Genomic DNA, 18,757 nt, shown 5'->3' with positions numbered 1-18,757 from the left:
CCAAGGGGCACGGCCGTAGCCAAAGATACACGGAGTGAAGCGCGGACTCGCAGAGTGCACGCTACAGCGTTATCCGCTCCACTATCGGTTGGAGGGTAGCCGTATTTAGGCCCTTGAATTCGATGTACTTCACATTCGGCACCCAGAACGTGCCGCCCTCAATGCGCAAAAACACGCGTTCCAGCTGAATCTGCTTGCCGGCGATGGTGGTGTAGACGTGGAGCGCCTTGTCCGTGGGCGAGCGCAGCAGGTAGAACCGGACCTTGTTGTAAGCCGCAAATTTTAGCTCGTACTTATCCGTCGCCAGCTTTTCGGCCGTGAGGCCGTAGGCAAACTTGCGCTGGATGAAGTTGAGGTCCTTGCGCTCGCCGTGCTCGTCGTAGCGAATCCAGAACACGTTCACGGGCTCGTCTTCGTTGAGGTGGCCGGCGCGGTCCACGTTCAGCTGGTAGATGACGGTGTTAGTATTCGGGTCGCGCTGCAGGTAGAAAAGCTGATTGGGCACGCCGCTGGGCACCGGGAATACGGTGGCCGGTTTCGGGGCTGGCGGCAGAGCAAAAAGCAGGTTGAAAAGCAGCAGGAAGGTCGTTGCCGACATTGTTTTTGAGCGCGTGAATGGGACCGCAAAGGTACGGCCGGCGTCACCTTACCCCCGGCCCCCTCTCCCGCGGAGAGGGGGAGCCTGACGGCTTTTATCCTGCTAACGACTGGCTCCCCGCTCCGCGGGAGAGGGGCCGGGGGTGAGGTCCACGCTACATCACTTCATCCCCCGAAACTTCCGCTGCATCACCTCCTGTACCGGCACCCCGGCAATCTTACTTTCCAGCCACGAAATGATATCCAAATAGAGAAATGGCCGGCCCTCGTAGGGCATCGCGGCGATGACGATGAGCTTGTTGCGCAGCCGGATAAACGCCTCGCGCACCTCGTGTGGCGCAATGCTGCCCACCGTGCGCAGAAACCGGAAAATCTCGACCTGCATGGGTTGCTGGTCGTCCATCTTGCCCAAGAAATGGTACACCGAGCGAATCTGGTAATCGAGGCTGGCGTCGTCGCCGGCCTCGTAGTGGGCAATCAAATTCAGGATGCGGGCGAAGCATTGCAGGTCCTCGCGCAGGCTCAGCTCCTTGTGCTGAATAATAAGGTTCAAGTACTCTATGGCTTTTTCAAACTCGCCGCTGCCGAAGTACAGGCTGGCAATTTTGTAGTAGAGCACCAGCGTGCGGTGCAGGTCGAGTTGGGGCTTGTAGCGCTCCAGTTGCTCCAGCAGGTCCGGAATGATTTCCAGGCCCTCGGTGAAGCGGCCTTCAAGGAAGTAGGCGTTGATGCGGTTGGTGAAAAGGTACTGGAAGAGCAGTATTTCGGTGTTCGGGCTGCTGCGGCGCGTCTGGTTGGCGGCAAACTCTTCGAGGATGTTCAGCACCTGCTTGAATCTGCTGTAGTAAAGTAGGTTGTAAAGCGAAGCCAGCAGGTTGTGCAGGCCCTTGATGTAGAGCATGGTTTGCAGCTCCTTCATCTGCGGGGCGGCCTCAAACAAGTCCACCCACTTCTGGGCGTAGCGGTAGCCGGCCCGGAAATCCTGGTCGAGCGTGTGGTACCACACGTGGGCCTGGTAGAAATACAGCTTCTCAAAAAAGCCGCCTTCGTTGGCCGGAACCGCGGGCATGTGGGTCCGAAAAAACGCCGTGATGCGCTCGTGGTCGGCGCGGTTGCGGGCGTGCCCGGCCTTGAGATACAGCCCGTAGAGGCGCAGCGAGGCGTTGCTGAGCGCGTGCTGGTTGGCCAGGTGGGCCACGGTGTCGGTGGCTTCGGCGGTGAGGGTATCGGCGCGGTCCTTCAGACTGCGGGTGATGTACTGGCTTTCGATGAGCTTCTCAAAATCGAGGACCAGCAGCACGATGTGCGGCATTTCGGCCTGGCGCGCGCCCTGCTTCACCTTTTCCAGCATGCGCAGCGCCTGCTGGTAAAAGCCCTTGTTGTAGAGCACGCGGGCGTAGTCGAGCTGCTCGTGCAGCTGAATGTCGGGGTTCTGGCCGGCGTGGTACACGCGCAGGCTGGCCAGCAGCTGGCGGTAGAGGTTGGCCTTGAGGTTGGCCAGCTGGGCGCGTTTCAGGCTGGGCACCTGGGCCAGCACAGCTGCGTCGTCGGCCGTTTCCAGCGCGTCGAGAGCATCGAAAAGGAGCAGAAATTTCAGGTCTTCGCCCGCGCCCGGCCGGCTGGTGAACAGCCGGAAATGGCGCTTTTCGGTCCGCGTCAAGGACTTTATCAGCTGAAAAACGGGCTCCGGACTTTTGGTAGGCATTGTATGGAATGATAAATCAAGTTTTTGATAAGCAAATGGTTATTTGATAAAAACCAACTTTTGGAAATAGTAGATTTTCCAAAAACACGGTTTTGCGGCGCTGGCGCGGGGGCCTTCTTGCCAATCTATTCACAACCGCAGCCCCTCGATTCCGGGCGATTATCGCATGGCCACCCAGCAAATCCAAATCTTCGATACCACGCTCCGCGACGGCGAACAGGTGCCGGGCTGCAAGCTAAACCGCGACGAGAAACTGCTCATTGCCCGCCAGCTCGAACAGCTCGGCGTCGACGTGATTGAGGCCGGCTTTCCGGTGTCGAGCCCCGGCGATTTTGCCGCCGTGCAGGCCATTGCCGCCCAAACCCGCGAAGCAACGGTCTGCGGCCTCTCGCGGGCCGTCGAAAATGACATTCGCACCGCCGCTGAAGCTCTGCGCCCGGCGCGCTATCCACGCATCCACACCGGTATCGGCACTTCCGATGTGCACATTCAGCACAAGCTCTGCACCACGCGCGAAGACGTGCTGGCCCGCGCCATTGCAGCCGTGAAGCTCGCCAAAAGCTTTGTGGAGGATGTGGAGTTTTACGCCGAAGACGCCGGCCGCACCGATAACGACTTTCTGGCCCAAGTGTGCGAGGCGGCCATTCGGGCCGGCGCTACGGTGCTCAATATTCCGGACACCACCGGCTACTGCCTGCCCCAGGAGTACGGCGCCAAAATCAAATTCCTGCACGAAAACGTGCGCGGCATCCACACCGTGCGGCTGTCCACGCATTGCCACAACGACCTGGGCCTGGCCACTGCCAATTCCATCGCGGGCGTGATGAACGGCGCCCGGCAGATTGAGTGCACGATAAACGGCGTGGGCGAGCGCGCCGGCAACACGGCCCTGGAGGAAGTGGTGATGATACTGCGCCAGCACCCTTATCTAAACCTAAATACCAATATCAATACCCGCCTGCTGGCCGAAACCTCGGCCATCGTGTCGCACCTGATGACCATGCCCGTGCAGCCCAATAAGGCCATTGTGGGCGCCAACGCCTTTTCGCACAGCAGCGGCATCCACCAGGACGGCATCATCAAGCACCGCGAAACCTACGAAATCATCGACCCGCGCGAAGTGGGCGTGGCCGATTCGTCCATCGTGCTCACGGCCCGCTCGGGCCGCGCCGCGCTGGCCTACCGCCTCCAGAAGCTGGGCTACGATTTCGAAAAGCCTGAGCTGAACAAGGCCTACGCCAGCTTCCTGCAGCTCGCCGACCGCCAGCGCGAGGTCGTCGATAAAGACTTGCACCGCTTGGTGGAGCAGGAAAAACTCGTAACCGCTAATTGATTAAAAATTAACACTATGCTTGCCAACGAAGTAGTTTATACCAGCCTAACCGCTTCCCCCGAAAACCACCAGCCCGACCAACCGGCGTCGCTCCCCCAGCGCTGCGCCGATTGGATTAGCTACGCCGTCGCCGTGATTCAGCAGGCAGCACCCACTGCCGCTGATTTCACGCAAGCGGAAGGACGCACGATGTAGAGACGCAATATTTTGCGTCTCGGCGTAAGGTTCGTCCGAACAATATTGCCCCCGTTTTCCCCTCTAAAACCACCCTTACGCCGAGACGCAAAATATTGCGTCTCTACACCCAACTCCCATGGCCAAGTCCTTATTCGATAAAATCTGGGAGGCGCACGTGGTGAAAGCCGCGCCCGGCGGTCTGGACATCGTGTATATCGACCGGCACCTCATCCACGAGGTGACCAGCCCGCAGGCATTCGACGAGCTCGAAGCCCGTGCCCTGCCGCTGTTTCGCCCGGCGCGCATCCTGGCCACGGCCGACCACAACGTGCCCACCCGCCGTCAGCACCTGCCGATTGAAGAGCCTTTGAGCCGCTCGCAGGTGGATACGCTGACAGCCAACTGCGCCAAATACGGCGTGGAGCTATACGGCTTGGGCCACTCGCGCCAGGGCATTGTGCACGTCATTGGTCCGGAACTGGGCCTTACGCTGCCCGGCACCACCATCGTGTGCGGCGACAGCCACACCTCCACGCACGGCGCATTTGGCGCGGTGGCTTTCGGCATCGGTACCAGCCAGGTGGCGCAGGTGATGGCCACCCAATGCCTGCTGCTGAGCCGCCCCAAACGCATGCGCATTTCGGTGGATGGCGAGCTACGGCCCGGCGTCACGGCCAAAGACCTGATTCTCTACGTGATTTCGCAGCTTGGTACGGGCAGGGCCACCGGCTACTTTGTAGAATACGCTGGCAGCGCCGTGCGCGCCCTCAGCATGGAAGGCCGCATGACGGTCTGCAACATGAGTATCGAAATGGGCGCCCGCGGCGGCCTCATCGCGCCGGATGAAACGACTTTCGCTTACGTGAAAGGACGGCCGTATGCGCCCAAAGAAGCTGCCTGGGACCAAGCCGTGGCTTACTGGAAAACCCTGTTTTCGGACGAAGACACGGTGTTCGACGCCGAGCACCGCTTCGATGCCGCCGCCATCGCGCCGATGATAACCTACGGCACCAACCCCGGCATGGGCATCGCCCTGAACGGCCACATCCCCAGCGAAGTACCGGCCAGCGAGGCGGAAAGCTTCGACAAGTCGTTGCAATACATGGGCTTTCAGCGGGGCGAGTCGCTGCTGGGCAAGGAAATTAACTACGTTTTCATCGGCAGCTGCACCAACTCGCGCATCGAGGATTTACGGGCGGTGGCGGCCTACGTGCAGGGCAAGCAAAAAGCCGGGCACGTGGAGGCCATCATTGTGCCCGGCTCGAAGCAGGTGGAGCAGCAGGCCAGAGCCGAGGGCCTCGACAAGATTCTGGCCGACGCCGGTTTCGAGCTGCGCGAGCCCGGTTGCAGCGCCTGCTTGGCTATGAACGAGGACAAAATTCCGGCCGGCGCTTACTGCGTGGCCACTTCAAATCGAAATTTCGAAGGGCGGCAAGGGCCGGGCTCCCGCACGCTGCTGGCGAGTCCGCTAGTGGCGGCCATCACGGCGGTGCAAGGGCGGATTGTGGATATCACGCAGTATTTGAACTAGAGCCATGGAAAAGTTTCAAACCCTGTACTCCGCCGCCGTGCCGCTGCCGCTCGAAAACATCGACACGGACCAAATTATTCCGGCCCGTTTCCTGAAGGCGACCACGCGGGAAGGCTTCGGCGAAAACTTGTTCCGCGACTGGCGCTACCACGCCGATGGCACGCCGAAACCCGACTTTGTGCTCAACGATGCGAGCTATGCCGGCCAGATTCTGCTGGCAGGCAAGAATTTTGGCTGCGGCTCCAGTCGTGAGCACGCGGCATGGGCGCTATATGATGCCGGTTTTCGGGTGGTGATTTCGAGCTACTTCGCCGATATTTTTCGGGGCAACGCGCTAAACACCGGCCTGCTGCCGCTGCAAGTGACGGAGGCCGAGCTGGCCCGCCTGTTTGCCCTCGCCGAAAAGGACGGCGACACCCAATTCGTGGTGAACCTACCTGAGCAGACGCTGCACGTGCCCGCCACCGGCGACAGCTTCCACTTCGACATCGACGCCTATAAAAAGGAATGCCTGATTAATGGCTACGACGACATCGACTATCTGGTGAGCCAGAAGCCCGCCATCGAAACCTACGAACAAAACCGAACCTGGACCTGGTAAGCAACTAAGAAGATGGTAAGCAAAAGAATAGCTGTGTTGCCCGGCGATGGCATCGGGCCGGAAGTGTGCCGGCAAGCCGTAAAAGTGCTCGAAGCCGTAGCCGAGCGGTTCGACCACCGCTTCGACCTGAGCTCGCACCTGATGGGCGCCTGTGCCATCGACGCCACTGGCAACCCGCTGCCCGACGAAACCCTCGAAGCCTGCCGCGCCGCCGATGCCGTGCTACTGGGCGCCATCGGCGACCCGAAGTACGACCACGACCCCAGCGCCCGGGTACGCCCCGAGCAGGGCCTGTTGCGCCTGCGCAAGGAATTGGGTTTGTTCGCCAACATCCGCCCTGTCACGGCTTACGACGTGCTGTTGACCCATTCGCCCCTCAAAAAGGAGCGCATCCAGGGCACCGACCTGGTCATCTTCCGGGAGCTGACTGGCGGCATCTACTTCGGCAACAAAGGCCGCACCGCCGACGGCGAGGCCGCTTATGACCATTGCACCTACAGCCGCCCCGAGGTGGAGCGCATCGCGCACCTGGCGTTTCAGGCCGCCGCCGGCCGCCGGCAGAAGCTGACGCTGGTTGATAAAGCCAACGTGCTGGAAACCTCCCGCCTCTGGCGCGAAGTGGTGCGCGAAATGGCTTCGCATTACCCAGAAGTGACGGTGGATTACCTGTTTGTGGACAACGCCGCCATGCAGGTCATTCTCAATCCCACGCAGTTCGACGTGATTCTGACCGAGAACATGTTCGGCGATATTATTTCCGACGAGGCTTCGGTCATTGCCGGCTCCATGGGCCTGCTGCCCTCGGCCTCCATCGGCGAGGCGGTGGCGCTGTTCGAGCCCATTCACGGCTCCTACCCGCAGGCGAAGGGCAAGGGCATTGCTAACCCCATTGCCGCCATTCTGTCGGCCGCGATGCTGTTGGAGCATCTGGAGCTACCTGCCGAAGCGGCCTTGGTGCGCGAGGCCGTGGACGAGGCCCTTAACAACGGGATTCTGACGCCCGAGCTGAACCCTACCGCGCCTTATACCACCGAGGAAGTGGGCAATTACATCGCCTTCTGGATTGCCGATTCCAACGAGAAGCAGTGGAACAAGAACAACGTGGAAATTGGCGTCAGCACGATTATTTGATGATAGGGCGTCCTTTTTCGGCCCTGCTTCTTATATCGTGTGCAGAATAACGTAGAGCGAGACGCCCGAAATCACTCCCCACAGCAGCACGCCCAGCAAATATGGCTTGGCCCCTACCGTGCGCAGCGTGGCCGCCGACAGCCCCGCCCCGATGAAAAACAGCGTGACCGTGAGGCCGATTTTGGCCAACTTCACCGCAATTGGTCCTAATGGTTGCAGTGCGGGCACGTAGGTGTTCAGCAGCATAGCCACGATGAAGCCGAAGATGAAATAGGGGACTTTGATTTTAACGCCCTTCTGTTTGAAAAGCAGGGCGGTGCCGATGCTAACCGGGATAATCCAGAGGGCGCGGGCCAGTTTGATGGTGGTGGCGACTTGCAGGGCCTGGTCGCCGTAGACTTTGGCCGCGCCCACCACCGACGAGGTGTCGTGAATGGCGATGGCGCACCACAGGCCGAACTGCTGTTGCGTCATGGCCAGGGCGTGGCCAATGGGCGGGAAGGCGAACAGTGCAATGGCATTGAGCACGAACACCGTGCCCAGCGCCACCGACATTTCCTCGTCCTTCGCTTTGATAACCGGCCCCACGGCCGCGATGGCGCTGCCCCCGCAAATGGCAGTGCCACAGGATATAAGATGCGTGACGTGGCGGCCCAGGCCCAGCCAGCGCCCCGCAAAATATCCCAGTACCAGCGTGCCGAAGATGGACGCTACTGTGAACAGAATGCCTTCGCGGCCGGCCTGCACCGCCGCGTGAGCATTCATGCCGAAGCCCAAGCCCACCACCGAGTATTGCAGCAGTTTGGCCGTGGCCATTTTGGTTTGGCGGGCGAATGGGTTGCCCAGCGTTTGGGCCAGCAGCAGGCCCAGCGCCAGCGCTACCGGCGGCGAGGCCCACGGCGTGAGGCAGAACACCAACAGCAGCCCAAAAACCACCTGCCGGCCCGTAATGGGGTGGCCCAGTACCAGATGGGGCGTGTGGAAGTGTCGGAAAATACCAGTGGTATCGGCCGGGCTGGCGGGGGCCGGCGCGGTAGGAGGCAACAGGGTGGGATGGGCCATGAGGCAGGAGAGTGAGTGCCTCAAATTTACGGCGACGCCTAGGGGATAGGTAATTGAAAAAGGTTATTCTAAATTACCAGTGGTTATACATTGGGGTTAAGCTGCTGCTGGGCGAAGCTGAGAAACCGCTGGGCGGCGCGTGGTAATTGCTTGCCCTGCACCCACACGGCCTCAAACTGCCGGGTGAGGCGCAGGCCTTCCACGGGCACAATTTCGAGCCGGCCGGCGGTGAGTTCGCGGGCCAGCGCCCGGCACGATACAAAGCCCATTGCCTCGGGCGCAGCTTCGAGGTAGCCTTTGATGGATTCGGTGTTGTCGAAATAAAAAGCCACTGGCAGCGTGTTGAGCTTGATTTTGAGCTCGCGCAGGGCAAACTCCAGCACTTCGAGTGTGCCCGAGCCGCGCTCGCGCAACACCAGCGGGTGGGCCAGGGCTTCGGCTAGCGGCAGGGGCGTGGCGGGCGGGCCGGTGGGCGTGGCCCGGCGCACGGCCACCAGCTCATCGGGCAGCAGCAATTCGTAGTGCAGGTCGCGGCTACGGGAGCGGCCTTCCACGAAACCCAGGTCAAGTTCGCCGCGCAGCAGGGCCTCGGCAATGTGCTCCGAGTTGGCGTTGGCCAGGGTGAGCTGCACGTTGGGGTGGCGGGCCTGAAAGGCGGGCAGTACGCCCGGCAGCACGTACTGGCAGAGGGTGGTGCTGGCGCCCAGGCGCAGGCGGCCGGCAGCCTCGTCGGGGTCGCGCAGAGTCAGGAGCTGGTCGGTGAGCTGCTGGGCGGAGGCAGCCACGGCCTCGGCGTGACTTTGGAGCAGGCGGCCGGCTTCAGTGAGGGCCACGCGGTTGCCGCGCCGTTCCAGCAGGCGCTGGCCGTAGTGCTTTTCCAGCTCGTGGATGTGCTTGGTGACGGCCGGCTGCGTGACAAACAGCTCCTGGGCCGCTTTGGTGAAGCTCAGGTGCCGGGCCACGGCCTGGAACACGCGAAGGCGAAAATCAGACATGGCCGAAAGTACGCGCTGGCCGCTTTCAAACGCACACAAAAAAGCCCCGGCCAGAATTGACCGGAGCTTTTCAATGTGGAAAAGAAAGGGCAAATTATTCCACGCTCAGCGGGCGGCTCAGGGCCACGCCGTCCACGGTCAGGCGGCAGGTGTAGAGGCCGGGGGCCAGCTTGGCGGCGTTGAGCTCGGCGGTGAACTGGCCGGCGGCACGGGTTTCGCCATCGATGAGCTGAGCCACGCGGCGGCCCACGTTATCGAAAACAGCCAGGCTCACCACCGCCTGCTTTTGCAGGCTGAAAGGCAGCTGCGTGAGGCCCGACGTGGGGTTGGGGAAAGCCGGGGCGAAGGCGGCCGACGTGGTTTGCACGGTGCGGGTGGCCGATACGAAACCCACCAGGCTCGGGCCGAAAAAGTCGTCCATGTAGATTTTGCGGCGGGCGGTGGTGTTGGGGGCCACCAGCAGCACAATCTCGTTCAGGCCGGTGTTGGGCGTGCCGCTGGGCGCGTTCACGAAGTTGAAGCTGAGGGTTTCCCAGGCGTTGGTGGCCGTGGTGGTGGCGGTGTATTCCGAGTTGCGGCCGGCCGGGTAGTTGGTGGCGCCAGCCACCGTGGAGTCCTGCAGCGTAATCTGGTAAACGGTGCCCGGCGTGGTGCTGAATACCTTCAGCGTCATGTGCAAAGTGTTGTTTTTGAAGTTCGTGACATCAGCAATAGCCGCACCCCGGGGCTGCATCACGAAGGAGTCATACTGCTGAGTCGAGCGGGTGTAGCGGGCCACGTGGGCGCTGGGATTGGCGGTGCTCACCGCGTTGTTCAGGGTATCAATCTTGAGGCCACCGGCCGTTTTGTAGGCGATGTACTTGATGGCGCGGGTACCCTCGTAGTTGTCGTAGAGCTGGCGCACGGCCAGTCCGCTGCCGGTGGGCGGCGTCACGGCCACCAGCTCCGGCCCCATGATGTCGTCGAGGTAGTACGTAGCGGCGTTGCTGGTGCCGGGCGCTACCTGAAACAGCATCTGGTCGATGTCGCCCGACAGCACCGTGGCGTCGAAGTTGCCGCCACTCGCCACGCTGGGCGTGAAGGTGAGGGTTTCCCAGGCGTTGGCCACCGTGGTCACGGCCGTGAATTCGGTGCCAAACTTGCCGGCCGGGTAGGGCAGCGAATTCGATTTCGTGCTGTTTTGCAGCACCGCGCCCACCGTTACGCCCACCGCCGGACTACGGAACTTGATGCTGATGCGCTTGGCCCCGCCCGTGGCGTAGGCGGCCACGTCGGCCATGCGGGCGTTGTTGGGCTTCACCACCAGCACGGCGTATTGGGCACTGCCGAGGCGGGTGTAGGAAGCGCAGGTAGTGCTGCTGTTCACCGTGTTAGTGCCGGGGTTGGGCGTGTTCTGCACCAGTGTACCTTCTACCACCGGGTACGACACAATGCGCGTCGACTCGAAGTTGTCGTACAGGGTTTGGGCCGAAGCCGCCTGGGTTGCGCCCGTAGCTAAAGCAGCGGTACACAGTAGTTTGGTAAAGTTGTTCATGTGGGAATTGGTGAGAAGGTGAAAATTGGGATTGGGATTTTCGTCGGGTTAGCTACTCCTTTTTCATCTGGTAGAAGCGCACGTAGTCCACCATCATCTGCTGCGGAAAGGCGGCTTCGTCGATGCCTTTCTGGCCGCCCCACTCGCCGCCCACCGCAATGTTGAGCAGCAGGTGGAAGGGCTGGTCCCAGGGCCAGGTTTCCCAGCCGGTGCCCTCGTTGCGGTGGGCGAAGTAGGTTTGGCCGTCTACCTGCGCCGTGATGGTTTCGGGCGTCCATTCCATGGAGTAGGTATGGAAGGCTGTGATGGCGTCGGGCAGCTTCGTGATGCCGGTTTTTTGGGTGTTGATGCGGAAATAGTAGGCCTTGCAGTGCGTGGTGGCGTGCACCACGTTGGGGTCGTAGCCCACGTGCTCCATGATGTCGATTTCGCCGTTGTCGGGCCAGCCGTGGTTGCCGTAGGGGTTCTGGTCGGGCAGCATCCAGATGGCGGGCCAGGTGCCGCGCCCGCCGGGCAGCTTGGCCCGAATCTCGAAGCGGCCGTAGAGCTGGCTGCCGCCCTTGCCGCGCGACACCAGCCGCGCCGACGTGTAGCCGTTGCCGGCCACCAGCGCCTCCTTGCGTGCCTCGATGATGAGGTTGCCGCCTTCCACGCGGGCGTTTTCGCGGCGCTTTTTGGTATAGTATTGCTCTTCCTTATTGCCCCAGCCGTGGCCGCCCACGTCATAGGTCCACTTCGTGGAATCGGGCAGGCCGGTGTAGTTAAACTCGTCGCTCCAAGCCAGCTTGCTGAAGGTGTAGCGCGGCGGCACCGCGGCCGCTTTCGGGGCGGGCGCAGGGCCGTTGAGCAGCAGAAGCAAGCCGGGCAGTAAGGTGGAAATCATGCGGGAAAGTGGAAAAATGGGGATAACTCCGGGGCGGCATTGATGCCGAAAATCGCGGAGCCAATTGGCCGCCGGCCCACTGAGCCGGCGGCCAACGCCCAATCCGGCGGGGGATTCTCACCAGGCCCCGGCCGGAGTGAACGGCGATATCGGGCCGGGCTATTCCTTGTATTTGTAGTAGCGCACGTAGTCCACCAGCATCTGCTGGGGGAAAGTGGTGGTGCCGTCGGGGTTGCCGTCGAAGTCGCCACCCACGGCCACGTTCAAAATCATGTAGAACGGGTTGTTGAAAGGATAGGGCGACATCTGCGCCTGCGTTGTCGTGAAATACTTCACGCTATCGACGTAAAACTCGGTTTTGTCCTGCGCCCGAATGATGCTGAACGTGTGGAAGGCCTGCGAGAAATCGCCGCCACCCGGCAGGGCGTAAGTAGTAGAAAGCGGCTGAGGCTTGGTGGCCACGCTGTTGCCGAAATGCATCGTGCTCACGTTCACCTGCGGCGTGCTGCCGCGCAGCTCCATGATGTCTATTTCGCCGCAGGCCGGCCAGCTCACCTGGCTGTCGTTCGAGCCCAGCATCCAGATGGCGGGCCAGATACCCTTGCCCTTGGGCAGCTTGGCGCGCACATCGATGCGGCCAAAGGTGAAGTCGCGCAGGCCCTTGGTATTGATGCGGGCCGAGGTGTAGCTGCGGCCGTGGTAGGCCTCGCGCTGGGCCGTAATTACCAGGTTACCACTCGTCACGGACAGATTATTACGCGATTCGGTGGTGGCTTGAAGCTCGTTGTTGTACCACACGTCCTTAATTTCGGGCACCCATTTCTGGGCATTGAGCGCCGCGCCGTCGAACTCGTCGCTCCACACCAGCGTGCGGTAGCTGCTATAGGGCATAATGGCGGCATTTACAGGCTCCGGCGTTACCGCGGCGGTTTCGACAATGGTGGGGCCGGGCGGGTTCTGAGTGCAGCCGCTGGCCGCCAGAGCCAGAGCCAGAGCCGCAAGGGCCGGAACAAGGCGAGGGGAAAAGGGAAATAGCGTCATGAGAAAATCGAAAAGGATAGGTGGGAGGCTTATTTCACCCGCATCTTGAAGGTGAACACCGGGTCGGCCGTTGGGCCGCCGGCCCGCAGCACCATCGTGCGGTTGTTGATGGATAGGATGCGGTAGGTGTGGTCGGCCCCGGCGTCGGTGGCCCCGATGAAGGCGTTGGGCGCCGTCAGCACAAACTGCCCCACGCCTGCGCCGGACGCCTGCCCAAACGTGAACGTCGTAGTGAGCGAGCGCGGGGCCTGGCACGAGTACGACCCGGCCACAAACGTCTCAGCCTTGGCATCGTAGATGAAGCTGTGGCTGCTGGTGAAGGTGTATTCGTCGTCGGCCTGGCAGGCGGGCAGCGTGCCGGCAGCCACCGTGGGCCCATTGGGGTAGTAAGATTCCGGCGCGGCCTCGGTGCCCACCGTGATGGGGTTCGTCACCGTGTTATCGAGCACCCAGGTGCGGGAGCTGCCGCCCGTGAGCCGGCGCTCAGTGAGCAGCAGCGGGGGCGGGGTAGGCATCAGGGTTACTTCCGTGATGGTGCCGTTGGGGTTGGTGCCGCGCAGGCGCAGCACGGTGGCCGTGGCCTCCACAATGTCGTAGGTTTTGTTCACCACCGAATCGGTGAGGCCGATGAAGGATTTGGGGCGCTGCAGCACAATCTGACCCAGGCCGTTGGCCGTGGGCCGGAAAATGAAGCCGCTCTTGCCGTTCAGGTTCGCGCCGCAGTTGTCGCCGCCGTCGTAGGTGTAGCTGAACGTCTGGTCGAACTGAAACTGGTCGTCGGCCTGGCAGTCGGGCAGCAGGCCCGAGGCGGAGAGCTGCGTGGTGCCGTTGGCCGCGAAGGTCTTGATGGCGCCGGGCTGGTCCGAATACGTCCAGCTGGTGGCGTTGTTCTTGCCGCAGTCGATAAGGGCCGAAAAAGCCGCGTTGCTGCAAATAGAGGGAATGGTGACATCCATGGGCTTGGAGCCGGTGCCCCCCCGGCCGGCCACCACCAGCTTCACCTGGTAGGTGCGGGGCAGGGTGTAGGTGTGGGTGACATTAACGCCAGTAGCCAGGGCCGAGCCATCGCCGAAATCCCACTGGTACAGGAAGCCGTCGGTGCTAGTGTTGGTGAAGGTGGCCACCACCGGGTACACGCTCGTGTTCAGGGCCACGGTGAAGGCGGCGGTGGGCACGGGGCCTTCCAGCGAGTCCACTTCTTTTTTGCGGCACGAGCCCAGCGCCACGACCCCCAGGGCCAGCAGCAATACAGATTGACGGAAAGAACTACGCATAACAACGGAGGGTAGCATGGGTGGGAATGAGCCGACGCGCTTAGTAGCCATCGTTTTGCGTCAGGTTGGGGTTGGCGTCGCGCTCCGATTGCGGGATGGGCAGCACGACGTTGAAAGGCTTGATGCCCTTGCTGATGAGGTGGGCGTTGGTGAGCAGCTTGCCGGTGCGCTTGAGGTCAAACCACCGGTCATCCTCGAAGGCCAGCTCATAGCGGCGCTCGCGCAGCACGGCAGCCGAAAAGTCGCCGGTGTTGCTGCTGTTCAGGTCGTGGGGCTGGGGCGAGGTGCTCAGCATGTCTTCGCCAAAGGCCCGGCGGCGCACCACATTGAGGTACTTAAACCCGTCGGTGGTAGCGCCCAGGCCCTCGGCGGCAATGAGGTAGATTTCGGACAGGCGCAGCACCGGGAAGTTGAGCGGCGAGTCCCAGACGTTGGTCACTGTTTTGGGCACCAGCCACTTGCGCACGTTGTAGCCGTTGGGCGAGCCGTCCAGTTTGGCGGGCTGCGAAGGGTAGGTGCTGCCCGCCGGATACGGGTCGCCGGGCTTGAAGATGGTGACGGCCTGGCGGCGGTCGCCGGCCTCATAGCCGTCCACGAAGTTGGGCTCGGGGATGTTGAAGCCGTAGCCGCCCTGTGGGGCCAGCCCCTGCCCGCGCGGAGCAAAAAACTCGTTGCCGGCAAAGCCCAGGTGGTTGAAATCGTAGGACTGCGAGGGGTCGTACACAAACTGCACTTCGAACAACGACTCCTTGCCGTTCTCGTTTTCCAGCTTGAAGTTGTCGCCGTAGTTGGCCCACAGGCTGTGCGGGCCAGTGGCGATGATGAGCTGGGCTAGGCGGGCGGCTTCGGCCTTGTTGCCCAGCGTGAGCTGCACCTTGGCCAGCAAGCCCATGGCGGCCCATTTGGTGGCGCGGCCCAGGTCGGAGCCGCTGTAGCTGCCCAGCAGGCTGCCGCTGGCGGCCGTCAGGTCGCTGATAATCTGCTCGTACACCTTGGCGGCCGGCGTGCGCGGAATGGCCGCGTCGGCAGGGCTGGCGGGCGGTGCCGTGAGCAGGGGCACATCGCCGAAGCAACGCACGAGGTCGAAGTAGTACTTGGCGCGCAGAAACTGCGCCTCGCCCACGCACCGCGTCCGGATGGCCGGGCTCATGTTGGTGATGCCCGGCACTTTCTGAATCACCAGATTGGCCGTGCCAATGCCCACGTAGCAGCCGGCCCACAGGGCGCTGGTCATGGGGTTGCTGCTGGGAATGTTGAACTGGTCGAGCTGGATTTCCTCGGCCCCGTCGCCGCCGCCGCCGCCGCCCGTGTTCGAGTTGTCCGACATGATGTCGCCGATGCCCCACAGCGAGTAATTATACTGGCCCTTGCGGCTCAGCTGCGAGTACACCGCGTTGGTGGCCAGGATGGCGTCGGTTTCGTTGCGGTAGAAGTTCTGGGTCGTGAGCTGGTCACGCGGGGCTTCTTCGAGAAATTTTTCGCCGCAGCCCGTGGTTGTCAGCAGGCCCAGGCTCAGCAGAAAGCCCACGGCGGCGGTTTTGGGGAGGAAGTTCATCTGGTGGGAATTAGAAGTGTGGAATCGGGGAGTAGGGAGCGGGAATCGGGGAGTGGGGAGCGTCCGTCATGCTTCGACTGCGCGGACGCCAGATGAGCATGACAGGCGGTTGTTCCTCGCCTTCGCTTAAAAGCCGATGTTCACGCCCGCCAGATACACCCGCGACTGCGGATACACGCCGAAGTCGATGCCACGGCCACCCAGCTCCGGGTCGAAGCCCGTGTATTTGGTCAGCGTCACCAGGTTCTGGCCGGTCACGTACACGCGCAGGCTTTGGGCGGCCACGCGCTGGGTGAGGGACTTGGGCAGATTGTAGCCCAGGGTCAGGGTTTTGAGGCGCAGGTAGGAGCCGTCCTCCAGGAAGTAGCTGCTCACGCGCAGGTTCTGGTTGGGGTCGCCGGCAATGGCGCGGGGCACGTCGGTGCTGGTGCCAGGGCCGGTCCAGCGGCCCAGCACGCGGGTGCTGCTGTTGCCGTTGCTATATAGGCCGCCTTCGGTGTACACGCGGTTCAGGTTGTACACGTCGTTGCCCTGCGAGCCCTGCACGAACACGTTAAGGTCCAGTCCATGCCAGCTCAGGGTGTTGTTCAGGCCGTAGGTGAAATCGGGGTTGGGGTTGCCGATGAAGGTGCGGTCGGCGTCGGTAATCTTGCCATCGCCGTTCAGGTCCTTGAAGCGGATATCGCCGGGGCCGGTGCTTTTGCCGGGGTCGGCGTTCACGGTCTGGGTGGCGTGGTTTTTCACGTCCTCCGGCGTCTGAAACAGGCCCTCGGCCACGTAGCCGTAGAACGCGCCAAAAGCCTGCCCCTTGTCGTAGCGCACAATGGCCGTGCCGCTGCGGTTGGTGGCGCCGTTGAAGGCGGTGCCGCCCGTGCCCAGGTCCTCAATCCGGTTTTTGTAGGCCGAAAACACCGCCGACGTCGTCCAGGTCAGGCCCCGGTCGCCGCCCACTAGGTTGCGGGTCGAAAGCGAAACATCAATGCCCCGGTTGTACGACACCAACGAGTTGGTGGGCACGGCCTCATAAGTGCCCGTCACGAGGTAGGCTGGCACGTTGTTTATCAGGTTGGGCGAGCGACGGTTATACACGTCCACCGTGGCCTCGATGCGGTTGCCAAACAGACCCACGTCCACGCCGAGGTTGCTTTGCACGTTGTCTTCCCAGCGCAGCTGCGTGTTCTGGGCGCGGGTAGGGGCCGCACCCGAGTTGATGGTTTGGGTGCCCGTGGCCACGTTGCCGGGGCCGAAGGGGTAGGTAATACCGGTGTTGATGGTAGCCAGGTACGCAAACTGCCCGGCATTAAGCGGGTTGCCCACGCGGCCGTAGCCGGCGCGCAGCTTCAGGTTGCTGATAACGCTGATGTTCTTGATGAATTCCTCTTCTGACAAGCGCCAGCCCACCGAAGCGCCCGGGAAGAAACCAAACTTGTAGCCCGTAGCAAACGCCGAGCTGCCGTCGTAGCGCACCGTGGCCGAGAAAATGTATTTGCCGGCAAAGTCGTAGTTCACCCGGCCGAAGTAGCTGGCCAGGCGCGTCTGGCTGCTGGTGCCGCTGTTGGTCTGATTAGTCTGGGGGCCGTTGTTGAGCTGCTGCAGGTCGTTGCTGAGGTAACCCACGCGGTTGGCACTCACTGAGTTGAAATTGAATTCCTGCGCCGACTGCCCCAGCAGAACCGTTACCTGGTGCTTCTCGGCAAACAGCCGGTCATAGGTCAGCGTGTTCTCGATGAGGTAGCCGGGATTGTAGTTCGAAAACGCGTAGGCCGACGCCGTGCCCGGGCCGTTGCGCGGCGAGTTTGGCCCGAGCGAAGGCGTGAAGCCGCTGCCGTTGTCGAAAATCAAATCCACGCCCACGTTGGTGCGGAAGCGCAGGTACTTGAGCGGCTCCACCTCGGCAAATACCGTGGATAGCACCCGGTTGCGGTTGAACTTGGTATTGGCAATCAACGACTGCAGCACCGGGTTGGGCTCCACGTAGTTATCGGCTTTCACAGCCTCGTACCAGGTGCCATCGGGGCGGTATACGGGCAGCACCGGCGGGGCCTGCAGCACGTTGTTCAGCACGCCAAACTCGTCGTTGCCGGTGTTCAGCTGCCGGTCGCTCAGGTGCGTTACCGACAGGCTGTTGCCAATTTTTACGCGCTTGCTGAGCTGGATGTCGCCATTGGCCCGGAGCGTAAAGCGCTCAAAATTAGACCCGTTCAGCGTGCCGTCCTGCTGGAAGTAACCGCCCGATACTGCGTAGCGCGCCTTCTCGCTGCCGCCCGCCGCGCTCAGGTTGTAGCTCTGAATCACGGCCGTGGGCCGAAAAACGGCCTTCTGCCAGTCGGTACCCGCGCCCAGGGATTTGGGGTCGCGCAGCTTCTCCTGCACCGGCGACGAGCCCTGGGCCAGAATGCTTTCGTTGTTGATAACTGCGTATTGCTCCGCATTCAGCAAATCAAGCTTGCGCCACACCTGCTGGATGCCGCGGTAGCCGTCCAGGGTGATGCTGGACGTGCCCGCCTTGCCACGCTTAGTGGTGATGATAACCACACCGTTGGCGGCCCGCAGGCCGTAAATGGCGGTAGCCGAAGCATCCTTCAGCACGTCAATCGTCTCAATATCATTAGGATTGATGGCGTTCAGCTGGTTTTCCACGCTGTTGCCGCCCGCGTCCGACGACGGCAGCGGGAAGCCGTCCACCACGTACAGCGGCGAGTTGTTGCCGGCCGACGTGATGCCGCGCACCCGCACCTGCGTGCCGCCCGCCCCGCCCGGCGCCCCCGAGTTCTGCGTCACGGTCACGCCCGCCGCACGGCCCTGCAGCGCCTGCGTGGGGTCGGCCACCGGCTGGGTAGCAATGTCACGCCCCGAAACCGAGGAAATAGCGCTGGAAACGCTGCCTCGGTCCTGGGTGCCGTAGCCCACCACCACCACTTCGGTTAGCTGCTTGGCATCTTCGCGCAGCGTAACACTCACCGGTGTACCACTGGCTACCACAGCGGTTTGAGTGCCAAAGCCCACGAAGCTGAACACCAGTGTGCTGCCTTCGGGAGCCGTCAGGGAGAAGCTGCCATCGGGTGCGGTGGAGGTGCCGATGGAGGTGCCGCGCACCAGCACGGTCACGCCGGGCAGGCCATTGCCGTCGGCCCCGGTCACGCGGCCGCTCACAGGCACATCGGCCGCCGGGCGCATTACCGGGCGGTTTGCTGCCATAGCCGGCACCCTTGTTGCCAGCACCGGCAGCCCGCAGGCCAGCAATACGGTGGTGCGCCGCAGCAGCGCAATCAGGTAAAAAGTTCGCTTCATGGTGGGAGTTTTAAAAAGCGTAAGCGAGGCGGCGGCTGTCAGAAAGC

15 protein-coding genes are annotated in these 18,757 nt (G+C 62.2%); 5 read left to right on the top strand and 10 right to left on the bottom strand.

The features are described 5' to 3' along the window. Positions 1 to 61 precede the first annotated feature (61 nt). Both I7X13_RS16365 and I7X13_RS16360 read right to left on the bottom strand, forming a co-directional pair. Positions 62 to 598 (bottom strand): DUF4833 domain-containing protein, encoded by a 537-nt coding sequence (locus tag I7X13_RS16365; RefSeq protein WP_198076301.1) that lies wholly within the window; start codon positions 596 to 598, stop codon positions 62 to 64. A gap of 159 nt (positions 599 to 757) precedes the next feature. Further along, positions 758 to 2,302, bottom strand: coding sequence for a hypothetical protein (locus tag I7X13_RS16360; protein WP_198076300.1), 1,545 nt, complete (start codon positions 2,300 to 2,302; stop codon positions 758 to 760). Between the two features lie 166 nt (positions 2,303 to 2,468). Here I7X13_RS16360 and I7X13_RS16355 point away from each other — a divergent pair, with 166 nt between their 5' ends. The 5 genes from I7X13_RS16355 to leuB all read left to right on the top strand — a co-directional run bounded on the left by I7X13_RS16355 (position 2,469) and on the right by leuB (position 7,075). Then, a complete protein-coding gene (locus I7X13_RS16355; protein WP_198069956.1) occupies positions 2,469 to 3,635 on the top strand; it encodes a 2-isopropylmalate synthase in 1,167 nt (388 codons plus the stop codon). A gap of 15 nt (positions 3,636 to 3,650) precedes the next feature. Beyond that, complete coding sequence (locus I7X13_RS16350; protein ID WP_198076299.1) at positions 3,651 to 3,830, top strand: hypothetical protein; 180 nt, start codon at positions 3,651 to 3,653, stop codon at positions 3,828 to 3,830. Between the two features lie 118 nt (positions 3,831 to 3,948). Then, on the top strand, positions 3,949 to 5,343 hold the full coding sequence (gene leuC / locus I7X13_RS16345; protein ID WP_198076298.1) for a 3-isopropylmalate dehydratase large subunit: 1,395 nt from the start codon (positions 3,949 to 3,951) through the stop codon (positions 5,341 to 5,343). Between the two features lie 4 nt (positions 5,344 to 5,347). Further along, on the top strand, positions 5,348 to 5,944 hold the full coding sequence (gene leuD, locus I7X13_RS16340; RefSeq protein WP_198076297.1) for a 3-isopropylmalate dehydratase small subunit: 597 nt from the start codon (positions 5,348 to 5,350) through the stop codon (positions 5,942 to 5,944). Between the two features lie 12 nt (positions 5,945 to 5,956). Then, positions 5,957 to 7,075 (top strand): 3-isopropylmalate dehydrogenase, encoded by a 1,119-nt coding sequence (gene leuB, locus I7X13_RS16335; protein ID WP_198076296.1) that lies wholly within the window; start codon positions 5,957 to 5,959, stop codon positions 7,073 to 7,075. Positions 7,076 to 7,105: 30 nt separating this feature from the next. On the opposite strand, the gene I7X13_RS16330 is transcribed toward leuB, so the two are convergent. From I7X13_RS16330 to I7X13_RS16295, 8 genes are all read right to left on the bottom strand, one after another. Continuing rightward, entirely contained in the window at positions 7,106 to 8,137 is a 1,032-nt protein-coding gene (locus I7X13_RS16330) for a YeiH family protein (RefSeq protein ID WP_198076295.1), read from the bottom strand. Positions 8,138 to 8,220: 83 nt separating this feature from the next. After that, on the bottom strand, positions 8,221 to 9,132 hold the full coding sequence (locus tag I7X13_RS16325; protein WP_198076294.1) for a LysR substrate-binding domain-containing protein: 912 nt from the start codon (positions 9,130 to 9,132) through the stop codon (positions 8,221 to 8,223). A gap of 94 nt (positions 9,133 to 9,226) precedes the next feature. Next, positions 9,227 to 10,666 carry a T9SS type A sorting domain-containing protein gene (locus tag I7X13_RS16320; protein WP_198076293.1) on the bottom strand — a complete coding sequence of 480 codons (1,440 nt, stop codon included), beginning with the start codon at positions 10,664 to 10,666 and terminating at the stop codon, positions 9,227 to 9,229. 52 nt (positions 10,667 to 10,718) lie between these two features. Beyond that, positions 10,719 to 11,549 carry a glycoside hydrolase family 16 protein gene (locus tag I7X13_RS16315; protein ID WP_198076292.1) on the bottom strand — a complete coding sequence of 277 codons (831 nt, stop codon included), beginning with the start codon at positions 11,547 to 11,549 and terminating at the stop codon, positions 10,719 to 10,721. Positions 11,550 to 11,708: 159 nt separating this feature from the next. After that, positions 11,709 to 12,590: a glycoside hydrolase family 16 protein gene (locus I7X13_RS16310; protein ID WP_198076291.1), complete on the bottom strand. Its 882-nt coding sequence runs from the start codon at positions 12,588 to 12,590 to the stop codon at positions 11,709 to 11,711. 29 nt (positions 12,591 to 12,619) lie between these two features. Next, positions 12,620 to 13,864 (bottom strand): PKD domain-containing protein, encoded by a 1,245-nt coding sequence (locus tag I7X13_RS16305; protein ID WP_198076290.1) that lies wholly within the window; start codon positions 13,862 to 13,864, stop codon positions 12,620 to 12,622. 40 nt (positions 13,865 to 13,904) lie between these two features. Beyond that, positions 13,905 to 15,419: a RagB/SusD family nutrient uptake outer membrane protein gene (locus I7X13_RS16300; protein ID WP_198076289.1), complete on the bottom strand. Its 1,515-nt coding sequence runs from the start codon at positions 15,417 to 15,419 to the stop codon at positions 13,905 to 13,907. A 126-nt stretch (positions 15,420 to 15,545) separates the two neighbouring features. Beyond that, entirely contained in the window at positions 15,546 to 18,710 is a 3,165-nt protein-coding gene (locus I7X13_RS16295; protein WP_198076288.1) for a SusC/RagA family TonB-linked outer membrane protein, read from the bottom strand. Between the last annotated feature and the right edge of the window lie 47 nt (positions 18,711 to 18,757).

It is taken from the genome of Hymenobacter negativus, assembly GCF_016056375.1.
In the GTDB taxonomy this organism is placed as follows: domain Bacteria; phylum Bacteroidota; class Bacteroidia; order Cytophagales; family Hymenobacteraceae; genus Hymenobacter; species Hymenobacter negativus_A.
Note: the sequence above shows the minus strand (reverse complement) of the source record. Positions and strands in the feature narration are given on the sequence as shown.

Excerpts from the sequence above, each read along its gene's own strand:
- I7X13_RS16360 (WP_198076300.1), bottom strand. The coding sequence starts at position 2,302 with ATGCCTACCAAAAGTCCGGAGCCCGTTTTTCAGCTGATAAAGTCCTTG.
- leuB (WP_198076296.1), top strand. The coding sequence starts at position 5,957 with ATGGTAAGCAAAAGAATAGCTGTGTTGCCCGGCGATGGCATCGGGCCG.
- I7X13_RS16300 (WP_198076289.1), bottom strand. The coding sequence starts at position 15,419 with ATGAACTTCCTCCCCAAAACCGCCGCCGTGGGCTTTCTGCTGAGCCTG.
- I7X13_RS16350 (WP_198076299.1), top strand. The coding sequence starts at position 3,651 with ATGCTTGCCAACGAAGTAGTTTATACCAGCCTAACCGCTTCCCCCGAA.
- I7X13_RS16365 (WP_198076301.1), bottom strand. The coding sequence starts at position 598 with ATGTCGGCAACGACCTTCCTGCTGCTTTTCAACCTGCTTTTTGCTCTG.
- leuC (WP_198076298.1), top strand. The coding sequence starts at position 3,949 with ATGGCCAAGTCCTTATTCGATAAAATCTGGGAGGCGCACGTGGTGAAA.
- I7X13_RS16315 (WP_198076292.1), bottom strand. The coding sequence starts at position 11,549 with ATGATTTCCACCTTACTGCCCGGCTTGCTTCTGCTGCTCAACGGCCCT.
- leuD (WP_198076297.1), top strand. The coding sequence starts at position 5,348 with ATGGAAAAGTTTCAAACCCTGTACTCCGCCGCCGTGCCGCTGCCGCTC.
- I7X13_RS16305 (WP_198076290.1), bottom strand. The coding sequence starts at position 13,864 with ATGCGTAGTTCTTTCCGTCAATCTGTATTGCTGCTGGCCCTGGGGGTC.
- I7X13_RS16295 (WP_198076288.1), bottom strand. The coding sequence starts at position 18,710 with ATGAAGCGAACTTTTTACCTGATTGCGCTGCTGCGGCGCACCACCGTA.
- I7X13_RS16325 (WP_198076294.1), bottom strand. The coding sequence starts at position 9,132 with ATGTCTGATTTTCGCCTTCGCGTGTTCCAGGCCGTGGCCCGGCACCTG.
- I7X13_RS16310 (WP_198076291.1), bottom strand. The coding sequence starts at position 12,590 with ATGACGCTATTTCCCTTTTCCCCTCGCCTTGTTCCGGCCCTTGCGGCT.
- I7X13_RS16320 (WP_198076293.1), bottom strand. The coding sequence starts at position 10,666 with ATGAACAACTTTACCAAACTACTGTGTACCGCTGCTTTAGCTACGGGC.
- I7X13_RS16330 (WP_198076295.1), bottom strand. The coding sequence starts at position 8,137 with ATGGCCCATCCCACCCTGTTGCCTCCTACCGCGCCGGCCCCCGCCAGC.
- I7X13_RS16355 (WP_198069956.1), top strand. The coding sequence starts at position 2,469 with ATGGCCACCCAGCAAATCCAAATCTTCGATACCACGCTCCGCGACGGC.